The organism is Amycolatopsis sp. MtRt-6 (assembly GCF_017308975.1).
GTDB lineage: Bacteria > Actinomycetota > Actinomycetes > Mycobacteriales > Pseudonocardiaceae > Amycolatopsis.
The window spans coordinates 232,254-247,877 of the sequence record NZ_JADWPD010000008.1 but is presented as its reverse complement, the minus strand read 5'-3'; the positions used below and the strand labels follow the sequence as shown (position 1 = coordinate 247,877).

14 protein-coding genes are annotated in these 15,624 nt (G+C 71.3%); 11 read left to right on the top strand and 3 right to left on the bottom strand.

Annotation, left to right across the window (positions count from 1 at the left end; translation table 11 throughout):
• The first annotated feature begins 93 nt into the window (after positions 1-93).
• The 5 genes from merB (at position 94) to I4Q55_RS16660 (ending at position 6,027) form a co-directional block, all read left to right on the top strand.
• Positions 94-696, top strand: a complete 603-nt coding sequence (gene merB, locus I4Q55_RS16680; protein ID WP_206788774.1) for an organomercurial lyase — start codon at positions 94-96, stop codon at positions 694-696.
• A 96-nt stretch (positions 697-792) separates the two neighbouring features.
• On the top strand, positions 793-2,568 hold the full coding sequence (gene aspS / locus I4Q55_RS16675) for an aspartate--tRNA ligase (protein WP_206788773.1): 1,776 nt from the start codon (positions 793-795) through the stop codon (positions 2,566-2,568).
• Entirely contained in the window at positions 2,568-3,515 is a 948-nt protein-coding gene (locus I4Q55_RS16670; RefSeq protein WP_206788772.1) for a DUF389 domain-containing protein, read from the top strand. Before aspS ends, I4Q55_RS16670 begins: the two co-directional genes overlap by 1 nt.
• 79 nt (positions 3,516-3,594) lie before the next feature.
• Complete coding sequence (locus I4Q55_RS16665) at positions 3,595-4,776, top strand: phosphotransferase (protein WP_206788771.1); 1,182 nt, start codon at positions 3,595-3,597, stop codon at positions 4,774-4,776.
• Between the two features lie 420 nt (positions 4,777-5,196).
• Positions 5,197-6,027 (top strand): SGNH/GDSL hydrolase family protein, encoded by an 831-nt coding sequence (locus I4Q55_RS16660; RefSeq protein WP_206788882.1) that lies wholly within the window; start codon positions 5,197-5,199, stop codon positions 6,025-6,027.
• On the opposite strand, the gene I4Q55_RS16655 is transcribed toward I4Q55_RS16660, so the two are convergent.
• The 3 genes from I4Q55_RS16655 to I4Q55_RS16645 form a co-directional block, all read right to left on the bottom strand.
• Positions 5,999-6,733 carry a metallophosphoesterase gene (locus tag I4Q55_RS16655; RefSeq protein ID WP_206788770.1) on the bottom strand — a complete coding sequence of 245 codons (735 nt, stop codon included), beginning with the start codon at positions 6,731-6,733 and terminating at the stop codon, positions 5,999-6,001. The two genes, I4Q55_RS16660 and I4Q55_RS16655, sit on opposite strands and share 29 nt — an antisense overlap.
• Positions 6,734-6,795: 62 nt before the next feature.
• The gene (locus I4Q55_RS16650; protein WP_206788769.1) at positions 6,796-8,004 is read right to left on the bottom strand and encodes a cytochrome P450; all 1,209 of its coding nucleotides are present in this window, start codon (positions 8,002-8,004) and stop codon (positions 6,796-6,798) included.
• A gap of 30 nt (positions 8,005-8,034) precedes the next feature.
• On the bottom strand, positions 8,035-8,730 hold the full coding sequence (locus tag I4Q55_RS16645) for a TetR/AcrR family transcriptional regulator (RefSeq protein WP_206788768.1): 696 nt from the start codon (positions 8,728-8,730) through the stop codon (positions 8,035-8,037).
• A 141-nt stretch (positions 8,731-8,871) separates the two neighbouring features.
• Between I4Q55_RS16645 and I4Q55_RS16640 the strand changes: the two genes are divergently transcribed.
• From I4Q55_RS16640 to alaS, 6 genes are all read left to right on the top strand, one after another.
• Positions 8,872-10,251 carry a replication-associated recombination protein A gene (locus tag I4Q55_RS16640; RefSeq protein WP_307793226.1) on the top strand — a complete coding sequence of 460 codons (1,380 nt, stop codon included), beginning with the start codon at positions 8,872-8,874 and terminating at the stop codon, positions 10,249-10,251.
• Positions 10,252-10,512: 261 nt separating this feature from the next.
• Positions 10,513-10,890, top strand: coding sequence for a VOC family protein (locus I4Q55_RS16635; protein WP_206788766.1), 378 nt, complete (start codon positions 10,513-10,515; stop codon positions 10,888-10,890).
• Positions 10,891-10,927: 37 nt separating this feature from the next.
• Positions 10,928-11,773, top strand: coding sequence for an NAD(P)-dependent oxidoreductase (locus tag I4Q55_RS16630; RefSeq protein ID WP_206788765.1), 846 nt, complete (start codon positions 10,928-10,930; stop codon positions 11,771-11,773).
• Between the two features lie 407 nt (positions 11,774-12,180).
• Positions 12,181-12,567 (top strand): DUF948 domain-containing protein, encoded by a 387-nt coding sequence (locus tag I4Q55_RS16625; RefSeq protein WP_086841104.1) that lies wholly within the window; start codon positions 12,181-12,183, stop codon positions 12,565-12,567.
• Positions 12,564-12,869, top strand: coding sequence for a hypothetical protein (locus I4Q55_RS16620; RefSeq protein ID WP_206788763.1), 306 nt, complete (start codon positions 12,564-12,566; stop codon positions 12,867-12,869). Before I4Q55_RS16625 ends, I4Q55_RS16620 begins: the two co-directional genes overlap by 4 nt.
• Positions 12,870-12,946: 77 nt before the next feature.
• Entirely contained in the window at positions 12,947-15,607 is a 2,661-nt protein-coding gene (alaS, locus tag I4Q55_RS16615; protein ID WP_206788761.1) for an alanine--tRNA ligase, read from the top strand.
• The last annotated feature ends 17 nt before the right edge of the window (positions 15,608-15,624 follow it).

Here is a 15,624-nt window from a genome sequence, read left to right as displayed (position 1 = left end):
TTCGGTTTGCGGCAAAATGTCCGATCGTGTCGTTGTCGTCGCACGTCACCGGCGCCTAACGTCGAAGGGATCGATCCCGGAAGGAGCCGGACGTTGACGACCCCGCAGACCGACCGTGTCGCGGCTGCCCGGCTCGCCTGGGCCGCGCTGAAGCTGACCCGGGCCGGCCGGCACCCGGTGGGCGTCGACCGGCTCGCCGCGACCGTCGGCGTCGCCCCCGCGGAAGCCCGGCGGCTCGTCGAGCTGATCGGGTTCACCCTGCACCGCGACCTCGTCTCGACCGGCCCGGCGCCCCGCGGCGCCCACCACCGCCTCGAGCCGGCCGAGGGCACCCTCGGCGCGGGCCCGGACGGCACCGTCGACATGTTCCTGCTCGCCATCGCGACCGGCGAGCGCGTCCACGCCGCGTCCGTCTGCCCGGTCACCGGGACACGCATCCGCGTCGAACTGGTGTCGCAGGCGATCCTGCTGGTCGACCCGCCGACGGCGGTGGTCGCGGCGGTCGACCTCGGGTTCGGGCTGGACGGCGTCGACGCGATGGCCTGCGCGGGCCAGCCGTTCTTCGCCTCCGCGTCCGCGGCGGCGAGCTGGCTGGTGGCGCACCCGGGCGGGCGCATCTACCAGGTGGCGGCCTACCTGGCCCAGGCCCACCGCCTGGTCGCGGCGCTGGAGACCCGGCCCAAGTACGTCCTCTGACCACTGCGCAAGCCAAGCCTGCCGACGTCGTACGCTGGGCTGTTCGTTAGCCTTCTCAACGGCGAGAACCACCCATGTCGAAGGAGAGCAGTCGCAGTGCTCCGCACTCACAACGCCGGCACCCTGCGTGCCGGGCAGGCCGGACAGACCGTCACCCTCACCGGATGGGTGGCCCGGCGGCGCGATCACGGCGGCGTCATCTTCATCGACCTCCGCGACGCCAGCGGCGTCGCCCAGGTCGTCTTCCGCGAAGGCGAGATGGCCGAGCGCGCCCACGCGCTGCGCTCCGAGTTCTGCGTGAAGATCGTCGGCGAGGTCGCGCAGCGCCCCGAGGGCAACGCCAACGCCGAGATCCCCACCGGCGAGATCGAGGTCCTCGCGACCGAGCTCGACGTGCTCTCCGAGTCCGCGCCGCTGCCGTTCCCGATCGACGACCGCGTCGACGTCGGCGAAGAGGTCCGGCTCAAGCACCGCTACCTCGACCTGCGCCGCAGCGGCCCGGCCGCGGCCATGCGGCTGCGCAGCGAGGTCAGCCGCGCCGCGCGCGAGGTGCTGCACGCCCAGGACTTCGTCGAGATCGAGACCCCGACGATGACCCGCTCGACGCCCGAGGGCGCGCGCGACTTCCTGGTTCCGGCCCGGCTCAAGCCCGGCTCCTGGTACGCGCTGCCGCAGTCGCCGCAGCTGTTCAAGCAGCTGCTCATGGTCGGCGGCATGGAGCGCTACTACCAGATCGCCCGCTGCTACCGCGACGAAGACTTCCGCGCCGACCGGCAGCCCGAGTTCACCCAGCTCGACATCGAGATGAGCTTCGTCGAGCAGGACGACGTCATCGCGCTCGGCGAGGACATCGTCTCCGCGCTGTGGAAGCTGATCGGCCACGAGATCCCGCGGCCCATCCCGCGCATCACCTACCACGAGGCGATGGCCAAGTACGGCTCGGACAAGCCGGACCTGCGCTTCGACCTCGAGATCACCGACATGACGGAGTTCTTCGCCGACACGCCGTTCCGCGTGTTCCAGGCCCCGTACGTCGGCGCGGTCGTCATGGCGGGCGGCGCCGACCAGCCGCGGCGTCAGCTCGACGCGTGGCAGGAGTGGGCGAAGCAGCGCGGCGCCCGCGGCCTCGCGTACATCCTGGTCAACGAAGACGGCACGCTCGGCGGCCCGGTCGCCAAGAACCTGTCCGAGACCGAGCGCGAGAACGTCGCCGCCGCGGCGGGCGCCAAGCCGGGCGACTGCATCTTCTTCTCCGCGGGCAAGGCCGCGTCGACGCAGCCGCTGCTCGGCGCCGCGCGCGACGAGATCGGCAAGCGCCTCGGCCTCATCGACGAGAACGCCTGGTCGTTCGTGTGGGTCGTCGACGCGCCGCTGTTCGCGCCGGTCGAGGACATCGGCGACGACGTCGCGGTCGGCTCCGGCAAGTGGACCGCGGTGCACCACGCGTTCACCTCGCCGACCCCGGAGTGGATCGACAAGTTCGAGCAGGACCCGGGCAACGCCCTGGCCTACGCCTACGACATCGTCTGCAACGGCAACGAGATCGGCGGCGGCTCGATCCGTATCCACCGCGGCGACGTCCAGAAGCGCGTCTTCAACCTGATGGGCCTCGGCGAGGAGGAGGCGCAGGAGAAGTTCGGCTTCCTGCTCGACGCCTTCCAGTTCGGCCCCCCGCCGCACGGCGGCATCGCGTTCGGCTGGGACCGCATCGTCATGCTGCTGGCCAAGGCCGACTCGCTGCGTGACGTGATCGCGTTCCCGAAGACCGGCGGCGGCTACGACCCGCTGACCGCGGCGCCGGCGCCGATCACCGCGCAGCAGCGCAAGGAGGCCGGGATCGACGCGAAACCGGCCGCCGCCCCGCAGAACTAGTGCTGCACCTGAGGGCCGTGTGCCCGCCGGACAAGACCGCCGAAGCGCTCGACATCCTGCGGGCCCACGCCGGCACCGCGCACCTCATCGTGCACCGCGGTGCCGCCGTGGACCCCGCGGGAGACCTGGTCGAGGCCGACATCGCCCGCGAGGCGGCGGACGAGATCGTCGACGCGCTGTGCGTGCTCGACCTCGACCACACCGGCGGGATCACGCTCGAAGCACTCGACACCGCGCTGTCCGACGCCGCCGACAAGGCGGAAGAGGCGGCGCCGGGCGAAGCGGCGGACGCTGTCGTGTGGCAGGAACTGCTCGGCCGCACGGGTGAGGAGTCGCGGCTGAACGTGACGTTCCTGGCGTTCCTCACCATCGCCTGCCTGCTCGCGGCCGTCGGCGTGCTCACCGACTCCGCGGTGACGATCGTCGGCGCGATGGTCGTCGGGCCGGAGTTCGGGCCGCTGGCCGCGCTCGCCGTCGGCCTGGTGCTGCGGCACTGGCAGCTGGTCCGGCAGGCGGCGGTCGCGCTGTGCGCCGGCTTCCCGGTGGCGATGACGGTCACCCTGGGTGGCGCGCTGCTCGTCCGCGTCACCGACGTCTTCGGGGAGAAGGCGTTCGAGCTGAAGCAGCACAACGAGGTCGACTTCGTCTTCTCCGTCGGCGTGCCGTCCCTGGTCGTCGCGATGCTCGCCGGCGCCGCCGGGATGCTCGCCATGACCTCGGCGAAGTCCGCCGCGCTGGTGGGTGTCTTCATCTCCGTGACCACGGTGCCGGCAGCGGGCTACGCGGTCGTCGCGGCCGTGGCGGGGGAGTGGAGCCGGTGTCTCCAGTCCGTCGGTCAGCTGCTGGTCAACCTTCTCGGAATCGTTGCAGCAGCCGCCATTGTGTTGATCGTGCGCCGAAATGGGCAACGTTCACCCGTGGGAATGCGTCCGCTTTCACGCGGGTAACTCGTCTACGGGTGAGATGCCCTTTCTTGTCCGGATGTCAGTAGTCATGGTTGCTCAGTCACGAGTAGGGTCGGTGACAATGACAGTCGACACCTCCTCCGCCGGCGACGCTGGAGTCGGGGCAGGAGCCGAGCAGCTTGCCCTCGCCGCGGCGGTCACGGCGGGCGAGTCCGTTCTTTCACGCCGGTTCGGCAGCGCGATCACCCTGGTCGGGCCCGAGGACCTGGCGGGGAGCGGGCCGGCCACGGTGGTCCGCGCGCGGGTGGTGTCGTCGTTCGCGCTGCCGCGCACGCTCGTCATCAAGCACTACCCGGAGCGGCCGGAGTCCGGCGCCGACCCGTTCGCCCAGGAGGCGGTCAGCTACCAGCTGTTCACCGCGCTGGCCCCGGACGAGCGGATGTGCCCGGAGCTGGTGGCCCACGACGGCCGCGACCGCGTGCTCGTGCTGGAGGACCTCGGCCGCACGCCGACGCTGGAGGACAAGCTCTACGCGCGCGACTCCTGCGCGGCCGAGCGGGCCTTGCTGTCCTGGGCCCGGTCGCTGGGCCGGCTGCACGCGAGCACCGCGGGCCGCGAGGCGGACTTCAACGCGCTGCTGCGGCGCCTGGGCGGCCCCGCGAAGAGCGACTCGGACGGCGTCGACGCGTTGTGCGCGCGGGTGCCGTCGCTGATCCAGAAGCGGCTGGGCATCCCGGTGCCGGACGAGGTGCTCGCACAGGTGACGGCGGCGGTCGAGCAGTCACGGGCGGCGGGGTTCCGGGCGTTCAGCCCGGTGGAGCTGAGCCCGGACAACAACCTGGTGACGGGGCAGGGGGTCCGGTTCCTGGACTTCGAGCACGGCCGGGTCCGGTCGGCTCTGGTCGACGCCGCTCACCTGCGGTTGCCGTTCGCGAGCTGGCCTGATGCGCTCGCGCTGCCGGCGGGGATGAGTGAGGCGATGATCGCGGCTTGGCGGGCCGAGGTGGTCGGGGTTTGGCCTGCCTTTGCCGACGATGAGGTTCTTGCCGGGCATCTGACGGCCAGTGAGCTGCTGCGGGTCTGGCTGATCACGGGGGAGGAGCTGGAGTCGCTGAACCTGTCGCGGCATGCTGCTCCGGTCAGCCGGGAGGCGGCTTTTGTGACCTGGTGGCGGGATTTGGCCAAGCATGCCGGATATGTCCGGATGATGGCGGTTTCGGAGTTTGCGGCGCGGGTTGCTGCCGGTTTGGCGGCTCGGTTGGGGCCGCATGCCGATCTCGCTTTTTATCCCGCTTTTCGGTGAGGTGTTGCGGCTCGGTGTTGCTTCTGCCGGGTTCTCCCGCCGGCCCGAACGCCTGATTGTTCAACGGCCGTCAGACCGCGTCAAGGCGGGAAAGCGTGCCTTGACCCGGCCTGCCGGCCGCTGATGCGGCTGCGTATCGGGTCGGCAGGGGGGTGTGGCCGGGAGGGCCTGGTGTGGCCGGGCGGGCGTGGGGTGGCCGGAGGGTTCGAGCCCGAGCGCCCCAATGTGGCCTTCGGTGCGCTCAACGCACCCAATGTGGCCTTCGGTGCGTTGGACGCACCGAATGTGGCCTTCGGTGCGTTGGACGCACCGAATGTGGCCTTCGGTGCGTTGGATGGGCTGTGAGGTGGGTGTCAAGAATTAGGCCTCGTGTCGCGGGCGCGTTACCTCTCTCTCACCGGGTGTGAGCCTGGGTGGCCGATCGTCTTGGGCGTGACCGTGATGAGCGTCGATGTCACTCCCCGGCCCGAGCCTCCCGAAGCCCCTCGCAGGCGAGTCCGGCGCCTTGCCGTCCTTGGTGACTCCACCGCCGTTGGGCTCGGTGATCCCCTGCCGCGGCGCGCCGGCTGGCGTGGTGTTGGTCCGCTGGTTGCGGCCGCGCTCGGGGTTCCGGGGAGTGGCTACCTCAACCCCTCCTTTGCCGGGGCTCGGATGCGCTGTGTGCTCACCGAACAGGTGCCCGCCGCCGTTGCCCACCGGCCTGACGTTGCCCTTCTCGTCGCCGGGATGAACGACACCCTTCGGCCGGACTTCGACGCCTCGCGCGTTGCGGCCGATCTCGCCGATGTCGTCCGGCGCCTGCGGGAAACCGGGACCACCGTGCTGGCCGTCCGCTTCCACGACCACAGCAAGGTCTTCCGGCTGCCCGCTTCACTCAAGCGGGCCCTCAGTGCCCGCGTTGCCGAGCTCAACGCCGCCATCGATGACGTCGTCGCCCGTGAACGCGTGCCCTGTCTCGATCTCGCGGGGCTGCCCGGCGCTTACGACCTCGCCTCCTGGAGCGTCGATCGGCTGCACCCCTCCGAACTGGGGCACCGCTTGCTCGCGAACGGCTTCACCGAGCTGCTCGCCGAAGCCGGGTTCGCCGTGCCCGAACCGGTGAGCCTCACCTGCAGTGGCGGTGTCCAGCCGAGCACCACGGGACACCTGGGGTGGCTGGTGCTCAAGGGAATTCCGTGGCTCTGGCGCCGTGGCCGCGAATTCCTGCCCTACGCCGCCGTCATCATGTGGAACTCGTTCCGCGCCCGCTGAACACCCGCAGCGCTTCCACGTCCGAAGCCGGGTTGCGGACGAAGAAGTCCGCCCACTCCTCGATGCCGGGATACGCCGACCGCGACACCAGGTACCGGCACGCCGCCTCGGCGTCGTACTCCGTGCGCCGCAGCCGGACGTCTCCGCCGTCGCCGAGCAGTGCCCAGTGCGCGCCCCTTGCCCCGTACGGCATTCCGACGCTGCCGGGGTTCACCACCAGCCGACGGTCGACGAGCCGCACGAACGGCATGTGCGTGTGCCCGCAGACGACCGTCGGCTCGGTCACGCCGGCCAGGACCTCCGCCCAGCGCTCCACCGCGGAGTCGACGAGCACGATCTCGGTGTCGTTGCGCGGTGTCGCGTGGCAGAACAGGACGCCGTCCAGCGTCACCGTCAACGGCAGTGCGTCGAGCACCGGGAGGTCGGCCGGACGCAGCTGCCGCGCCGCCCACCCGACGATCGGGTCCGGGACCGCCGAGCCGCCGGTGCGCGCCCATTCGGCCAGCTCGCGGTCGGCGTTGCCGCGCACCCACACCGCGCGTTCGCCGAGGGCCTGGAGCCGCTCCAGCGTCTCCACGGGCAGCGGCCCGGCGAGCAGGTCGCCGAGCAGCACGATCTTCTCCGCCGCCTGGACGTCCGGCTCCGCCAGGACCGCCTCCAGCGCGGGGAGGACCCCGTGGATGTCCGACAGCACCGCCACGTTCACCGGTCCACCATCGGGCACGGCGAGCGCCCCGGGCGAGGGATTTCGCCCAGGGCGCAACCGCGCTACACCGTGGTGAGCGCCAGCTCGCGCACCCCCGTCATGTTGGGGTTGACCTGGAACTTCGGCGGCTCACCCGGGATCGTGCGCAGCACCGGGTAGCGGTCGAACAGGATGTTCAGCGCCACCCGGCCCTCCAGCCGGGCGAGCGGCGCGCCGATGCAGAAGTGGATCCCGCGGCCGAACGCCAGGTGCGGGTTCTCCGCGCGCAGCGGGTCGAACGTGTCCGGGTCGCGGAACACCCGCTCGTCGCGGTTGGCCGCCGCCAGCCACAGGAGCAGCATCTGGTCGGCCGGCACGGTGACGCCGGCGACTTCCGTTTCGCGCGTGGTCGTGCGGGCCGCCGCCGCGAACGGCGTGAGGTACCGCAGCGACTCCTCGATCGCCGCCGGCACGAGCGAGCGGTCGGCGCGCACCCGCGTGTCCCACTCCCGGTGCGTGTCGAGGCACAGCACCACGTTGCCGAGCAGCATCGTCGTGGTGATGTGGCCGGCCAGCAGCAGGATGTTCGCGAAGTTGACGACCTCCGAGCGGGACAGGCGTTCGCCGTCCAGCTCGGCCTCGACCAGCTTCGTCAGCAGGTCTTCCCGCGGCTGCTTGCGCCGCTCGTCGACGTGCACGCCGAGGTAGTCGGCAAGCGCTTTCTGGCCCTCCAGGGACGCCTTGATCGCCGCGTCCTGCTTTTCGTTCTTCTCCACCAGCGAAACCTGGTCGGTGGACTCGAACATCTTGTCCACCCAGCCCTTGAACAGGTTCCGGTCGCTCGCCGGGACGCCCAGCAGCTCGGCGATGACGATCACCGGCAGCGGGTAGGCGAGGTCCTCGACCAGCTCCAGCCGGTCGCCGGCCGGGATCGCGTCCAGCAGCTCGCGGGTGATCGTGGCGATCCGCGGCTCGAGGTCCGCCACGACCTTCGGCGTGAACGCGCGGCTGACGAGCTTGCGCATCTTGTTGTGCAGCGGGGGATCCAGCTGCAGGATGCTGCCCGTCGCCATGTCCTGCTCGCCGTCCGGCATCAGGTCCTTGGGGACCAGCCGCGAGGTGTCGGACGAGAACGTCCCCGGGTCGCGGAGGATCGCCTCGATCTCCGAATGCCCGTAGACGTGCCACATCCCGAGCTCCGCGGCGAACTCGATCGGTTTTTCCGGTTGCTTCCCCCGCAGCCAGAACTGGGCCTCGTGGAGTCCCCAGGTGTCGGCCAGTGTGGTGGTCATTTCCGCCCCTTTTCCTAGGTTGCCCCGGGATCAGCCGGGTGCCTTGGTGGGATCGTGTGCGTAGATCCCGTTCCGGAAGCCCTTGACGAGCTCCTCGAGCGTCGAGCTCAGCTCCGCCGCCACTTCCGCGACCGCGCCGGGATCGGGCTCCCCGGGCGGCTCGAACGCGGTGCGGATCAGGTGCGCGAGGACATCCGCCCGTTCTTCCAGGGGAATGCCCTCGAACTCGTGCGAAACCGTGTCACCGACGTAGAAGCCGAGGGTCGCGGCCTGCAGCGCGTAGCTCACGTGCGGGACGTCCGTGCGGATGAGCCCCCGCCGCAGCATCGCTTCCTCGAAGTGCACGCTCAGCTCGCTCTGCTGCTTCCGCAAGGCGAGGTCGCCGAGCGAGCCGAACATTTCGGCGTTGCCGCGCAGCATGGCCATCACCAGCGGACGGCGGTGGGTGATCAGGAACGACGCCGGGATCATCCGGTGGGGCAGGATCATCGCCGGGTCGGCCTGGATCATGGCCAGCAGCTCGTCGGTCAGGTCGGCCGACTCCCGCATCATCAACGCCTGGAACAGCAGCTCCTTGTTGCGCCAGTGCAGGTAGACGGTGCCCTTGCCGATGCCGACCGCGCGCGCGATGTCGTCGATCGCCACCTTGCGGTAACCCATGCGCAGCAGCAGCTCGCCCGCCGCGTCCAGGATCCGGTCGGCACGTTCGCGGTTGGGATGGCTCATGCGTCTCCACCTGCGGTTTCGTTGAGCATTTGACTTGTTGACTGGAATCGCACTTTCGGTCAACCAGTCAACACGACGGTAGCGCCGAGGTGGGGGCCGGGGCAAGCGGTTCTGTCGGTGGGTTCGGTTAACGTCATCGGTGTGGCAGGACAGGACGAGCTCTTCACGGTGAACACCGACGTGGCGCCCCCACCGGAGCGCACGGGGTCGAACGCGGGCGCGGAACCGCAGGCGGACCCGGCCAGTTCGCCGCTGGCGGTGCGGATGCGGCCGCGCACGCTCGACGAGGTCGTGGGGCAGCAGCACCTGCTGCGCGAAGGGGCCCCGCTGCGGCGGCTGGTGGAAGGCGCCGCGCCGGCGTCGGTGCTGCTGTACGGCCCGCCGGGCACGGGCAAGACGACGCTGGCCAACCTGGTCTCGATCGCGACCGGCCGCCGGTTCGTCGCGATGTCGGCGCTTTCGGCGGGGGTCAAGGAGGTCCGCGGGGTCATCGAGGAGGCGCGGCGGCGGCGCCAGTACAACACCGAGAACACGGTCCTGTTCATCGACGAGGTGCACCGGTTCTCCAAGACCCAGCAGGACGCGCTGCTCGGCGCGGTCGAGGACCGCACGGTGCTGCTGGTCGCGGCGACCACCGAGAACCCGTCGTTCTCGGTCGTGTCGCCGCTGCTGTCGCGGTCGTTGGTGCTGCAGCTGCGCCCGCTGACCGACGCGGACATCACGGCGCTGATCGAGCGCGCGCTGGCCGACGAGCGCGGCCTCGGCGGCGAGCTGGCGCTGACCGAGGACGCCCGGGCACACCTGGTCCGCCTCGCGGGCGGGGACGCGCGCCGCGCGCTCACGGCGCTGGAGGCGGCGGCGGACGCGGCGTCGGCCACCGAGGCGAAGACGATCGACCTGGCGATCGTCGAGTCCACAGTAGACAAGGCAGCGGTCCGCTACGACCGCGACGGCGACCAGCACTACGACGTGATCAGCGCGTTCATCAAGTCGATCCGCGGGTCCGATGTGGACGCCGCGCTGCACTACCTGGCCCGCATGATCGAGGCGGGCGAAGACCCGAGGTTCCTCGCCCGGCGGCTGGTGGTGCACGCCAGCGAGGACATCGGGATGGCCGACCCGACGGCCCTGCAGTCGGCGATCGCGGCGGCGCACGCGGTGCAGTTCATCGGCATGCCGGAGGGCAGGCTGGCGCTCGCCCAGGCGACGGTCCACCTGGCCACGGCACCCAAGTCCAACGCGGTGATCAAGGGGATCGACGCGGCACTGGCGGACGTCCGGGCGGGCCTGGCGGGAACGGTGCCACCACACCTGCGCGACGGGCACTACGCGGGGGCGAAGAAGCTGGGCAACGCGCAGGGCTACCGGTACCCGCACAACGTGCCGGAGGGCGTGCTGGCGCAGCAGTACCCACCGGACGAGCTGGTGGGACGTGATTACTACGAGCCCAGCCAGCGCGGCGCCGAGCGGACGCTGGCCGAGCGGGTGCCGAAGTTGCGGAGGACGATCCGCGGGCAGTAGGGGTGCGGGGCCGGGCGTTCGGTGGGCGCTTGGGCGGTGCTGCGTGGCTGCCCGGGGTTGGCTGCTGCGCCGCCGCGGCCCCACCCCGCGCCGGCCGCGCGAGGCCGGCACACCGCGCCGGGTAAGGGGCGCCGCACTCCGCGTTGAACGCCGTTCGCCCGCTGTCCGGCCCGGGGTGGCCAAGATCATCCGGATTCGTAAACTTTGCCCCTCCAGGCGGCCCTGTCCGGCTAGGGCCCCACGACCGCAGGAGGCGTGCCCGTGCCCGCGACGCTGCAGTGCATCGTCCTGGACTGTCCGGAACCCCTTGTGCTCGCCCGCTTCTACCAGGCCCTGATCGGCGGTGACGTCGACCGGCCCGACCCGCGGTGGCGCGTCGACGAAGACTTCTCGACCCTGCACGTGGACGGCGTGGTCCTCGGCTTCCAGCGGGCCCCGGACCACCGGCCGCCGAGCTGGCCCGATCCCGCTTTTCCGCAGCAGTTCCACCTCGACTTCGAGGTCGACGACTTCCGGGAGTCGCACCGGGTCGTCCTCGCGCACGGTGGCCGGCTGCTCGATCCCGACCTCGGCGGCCGCGGCTGGCGCGTCTACGCCGATCCGGCGGGGCATCCCTTCTGCCTGCTCGGCGACTACTGAGCGCGCGGCGGCGGTGGGTCTCCGCGACGATGGCGGCATGACTGTCGCGTTTCTCGGAACCGGGATCATGGGCGCCCCGATGGCGGCCAACATCGCCAAGGCGGGCCTCGACGTCCGGGTCTGGAACCGGACCCGGGCCAAGGCCGAACCGCTGTCCGACGTCGCGGCCGTGGCCGGTTCCGCGGCCGAGGCGGCCGACGGCGCGGACGTCCTCGTGACGATGCTGGCCGACGGTCCCGCCGTCGCTTCGGCGTTCGAAGCCGCTTCGCCTGCTTCGGGGATGTTGTGGCTGCAGATGAGCACGGTCGGTCTCGACTGGACGGACCGCCTCGCGGCGATGGCGGAGAAAGCGGGCGTGGTGTTCGTCGACGCGCCGGTGCTCGGCACGCGGCAGCCGGCGGAGCAGGCGCAGCTGCTGGTGCTGGGCTCGGGCCCCGAGGAGGCCCGCCCGGCGGCGACGCCGGTGTTCGACGCGGTCGGCATGCGCACGATCTGGCTCGGCTCGGCGGGGCGGGGCAGCCGGTTGAAGCTGGTGATGAACGCGTGGGTGCTGGCGCTGACGAACGCGACGGCGGAGAGCCTCGGCCTGGCCCGCGCCCTGGGCCTGGACCCGGCGCTGTTCCTGGAGACGATCAAGGGCGGCGGCCTGGACGTCGGCTACGCGCACGTGAAAGGCGGCGCGATGCTGGCCGGCGAGTTCCCGCCGGCGTTCCCCGCGGGCTTGGCGGCGAAGGACGCCCGGCTGGTGGTGGAGGCCGCGGGCGACGAGGTCGACGTGGCGGGGGCGCGGGCGGTCCTGGCCCACCTGGAGGCGGCGGTCGCGGCCGGGCACGGCGACGAGGACATGGCGGCGCTCTACCGGGCGGTCCTGAAGGGTTCTTGACCCGTCCCCCAAGCGCCCCAATGTGGCCTTCGGTGCGTTCAACGCACCGAAGGCCACCTTGGGTGCGTTGAGCGCAACCAAGGCCACATTGGGGCGCTCCGTGCGGCAGACCAGGGCCGCCGGGGCCTCCCCGTTGTCGACCCTGCCGGCAGGCGCTGACCGCGCCGCCTCGCCGGGCCGCCTCGCCGGGCCGCGCCGCCGGGGCCGCGCCGCCGGGCCGACCCGCAAGGCCGGGTCGACCCGACCAGGCCAACCCCGCCGACCCCGGCGACCCGGCCAGGCCGGCCACAGCGCGGCTTGCGCGGCCGGAACGAGCCGTTTTCCGGGCCCGGCGGGGTGACACGGTCGGGGACCGGCCCAAGCGGTAATCTCAACCGGCATCCCGACCCCTGAACCGAGGAGGGCCCGTGTCGGCAGGGCAGATCGCCGCGTTGATCGCCGCAGGAGCATTCGTGGTGCTGGTCGTCCTGCTGGCGATCCCGCTGATCAAGCTCGGCAAGACGCTGGACGCGGCCACCGAGGCGATCGAGCGCACCAACAGCAACACCGACCCGCTGCTGATCGGCGCGAACGAGACCATCACGCACGTCAACACCCAGCTCGAGCGGGTCGACGGGATCACCGCGAACGCGCAGGCGGTCACCGGCAACGTCTCCGCGCTCACCTCCGTCTTCACCGCGACCCTCGGCGGCCCGCTGGTCAAGACCGCAGCCCTGTCCTACGGGCTCAGCAAGGCGATCAAGGCGCGCAAGAAGAAGAGCGCCCTGAAGGCCGCCAGGAAGGCCGGCAAATGAAGCGGCTGTTCTGGCTCGGTGTCGGTGTCGTCGCCGGGGTCGCGCTCTCCCGCAAGGCCGCCGAAACGGCTCGTCAGGCCACTCCGGCCGGGTTAGCATCGAACCTGGGGGACGCCGTGCGCGAGCTGGCGGGCGCCGTGGGTTCGTTCGGCGCCGAGGTGCGCGCGGGCATGAACGAACGGGAACAGGAGCTGCACGACATGGTCGAGGAGCGGACGGGCGTGAGCGCGCCCCGCGCCGAGGGCCGGCACGCCGCCGCGGCCCGGCGCCCGGTCCGGCGAGCTCGCCGGGCGGAGGGCTGATCCGGGCCTGCCCGGAATCCCTTCGCCGGACCGAAGCCGCCGACCCCGTTCCGAACCACAGCTACAAGGACTGACCCGTGGACACACACGAAATCACCGATCGTTTCCTGCGCCATTTCGAAGGCCGCGGCCACACGCGCGTGCCCAGCGCGCCGCTGATCCTCGACGACCCCAACCTGCTGTTCGTCAACGCCGGCATGGTGCAGTTCAAGCCGTACTTCCTCGGTGAGGCGCCGCCGCCGTACCCGCGCGCGACCTCCGTGCAGAAGTGCGTGCGCACGCCGGACATCGACGAGGTCGGCAAGACCACCCGGCACAACACCTTCTTCCAGATGGCCGGCAACTTCTCGTTCGGCGACTACTTCAAGGAAGGCGCCATCGAGGCGGCCTGGGAGCTGATCACCAAGCCGCAGAGCGAAGGCGGCTTCGGCCTCGACCCCGACCGCATCTGGGCGACCGTCTACAACGACGACTCCGAGGCGGCCGGCCTGTGGCGCAAGCTCACCGGCCTGCCCGGCGAGCGCATCCAGGCCCGCGACGGCAAGGACAACTACTGGGACATGGGCGTGCCCGGTCCCGGCGGTCCCTGCTCGGAGATCTACTACGACCGCGGCCCGGCGTACGGCCGCGAGGGCGGCCCGGTCGCCGACGAGGACCGCTACATCGAGATCTGGAACCTCGTCTTCATGCAGGACGTCCGCGGCGACCTGAGCCCGAAGCTGGGCCACCCGCCGATCGGCGAGCTGCCGAAGAAGAACATCGACACCGGCATGGGCGTCGAGCGCGTCGCGACGATCCTGCAGGGCGTCGAGAACGTCTACGAGACCGACCTCGTGCGCCCGGTCATCGGCCGCGCGGAGGAGTTCTCGGGCCGCCGCTACGGCGGCAACCACGCCGACGACGTCCGCTTCCGCGTCATCGCCGACCACGCCCGCACCGGCGTCATGCTGATCGGCGACGGCGTCACCCCGGGCAACGACGGCCGCGGCTACGTGCTGCGCCGCCTGCTGCGCCGCATCATCCGCTCCACGCGGCTGCTGGGCGTGCAGGAGCCGGTGCTGCAGGAGTTCGCGAAGGTCGTCCGCGACACCATGGGCCCGACCTACCCCGAGCTGGTCTCCGGCTTCGACCGCATCAACGAGGTCGTCCGGATCGAAGAGGAAGCCTTCCTCTCGACGCTCACCAGCGGCTCGCGCATCTTCGACCTCGCGGCCGAGGAGACCAAGCGCGGCGGCGGTGACGTCCTGGCCGGCGACAAGGCGTTCCAGCTGCACGACACCTACGGCTTCCCGATCGACCTCACCCTCGAAATGGCGGCCGAGCAGGGCCTGACGGTCGACGAAGCGGGCTTCCGCACGCTCATGGACGAGCAGCGCAAGCGCGCGAAGGCGGACGCGGCGGCCCGCAAGACCGGCCACGGCGACCTCTCCGAGTACCGGAAGGTCCTGGAGCAGCACGGCGAGACCGAGTTCCTCGGCTACACCGACCTGCAGGCCGAGGCGAAGGTCGTCGCGCTGCTCGAAGACGGGCAGCCGGTCCGCAGCGTCTCCGCGGGCAAGAAGGCCGAGCTCGTCCTCGACCGGACGCCGTTCTACGCCGAGAGCGGCGGTCAGGTCGCCGACACCGGTGTCCTCCTCGGCGACGGCGTCGAGCTGAAGGTCCTGGACGTCCAGAAGGTCGTGCCGGGCCTGTTCGTGCACCGCGTCGAGGTCGTCGACGGCGAGGTCGGCCTGGACACCAGGCTCACCGGTTCGGTCGACGCGCACCGCCGGCTGTCCATCGAGCGCTCGCACTCCGCGACGCACCTGGTGCACGCGGCCGTCCGCGGCGCGTACGGCAAGCGCGCGGCGCAGGCGGGCTCGCTGAACTCGCCGGGCCGGATGCGGTTCGACTTCACCACGCCCGGCTCGGTGTCGGCGGACGTGCTGACCGAGGTCGAGCAGGAGGTCAACGACTACCTGCAGACCAACGTCGAGGTGAACAGCTTCACCACGACCAAGGACAAGGCCCTCGAACTCGGCGCGGTCGCGCTGTTCGGCGAGAAGTACGGCAACGACGTCCGCGTGGTCGACATGGGCGAGTACTCCCGTGAGCTGTGCGGTGGCACGCACGTCGACCGGATCGGCCAGCTCGGCCTGGTCAAGCTGGTCTCCGACGCCTCCATCGGCTCGGGCGTGCACCGCGTCGAGGCGTTGGTCGGTTCGGACGCGCTGAAGTACGTCCGCAAGGAGCAGCTGCTGGTCTCGCAGCTGGCGAACACCTTCAAGGTGCCCTCGGACCAGCTGCCGGGCCGCATCGAGGACGTCCTGACCCGGCTGAAGAACGCCGAGAAGGAGATCGCGCAGCTGAAGACCCAGCAGGTGCTGGGCTCGGCGGGCGCGCTGGTCGACAAGGCCCAGGAGATCGGCGGCGTCACGGTCGTGGCCGAGGTCGTCCCGGACATCGACGGCAACGGCCTGCGCGCGCTCGCCTCCGACATCCGCGGCCGGCTCGGCGCGCGGCCGGGCGTCGTGGCGCTGTTCTCGCCGGCCGGCGAGAAGCTGAGCTTCGTCGTCGCGACCACCAAGGCGGCCCAGGACAAGGGCATCGCCGCGGGCAAGCTCGTTCCGTCCTTCGCCGGGAAGATCGGCGGCCGGGGCGGCGGCAAGCCCGACATGGCCCAGGGTGGCGGCACGAACCCGGCCGGCGCGGCCGACGCGGTCACCGCCCTGCGCTCGGCGATTGCCGGCATTGGTTAACCGCGGAAACCGCGGCC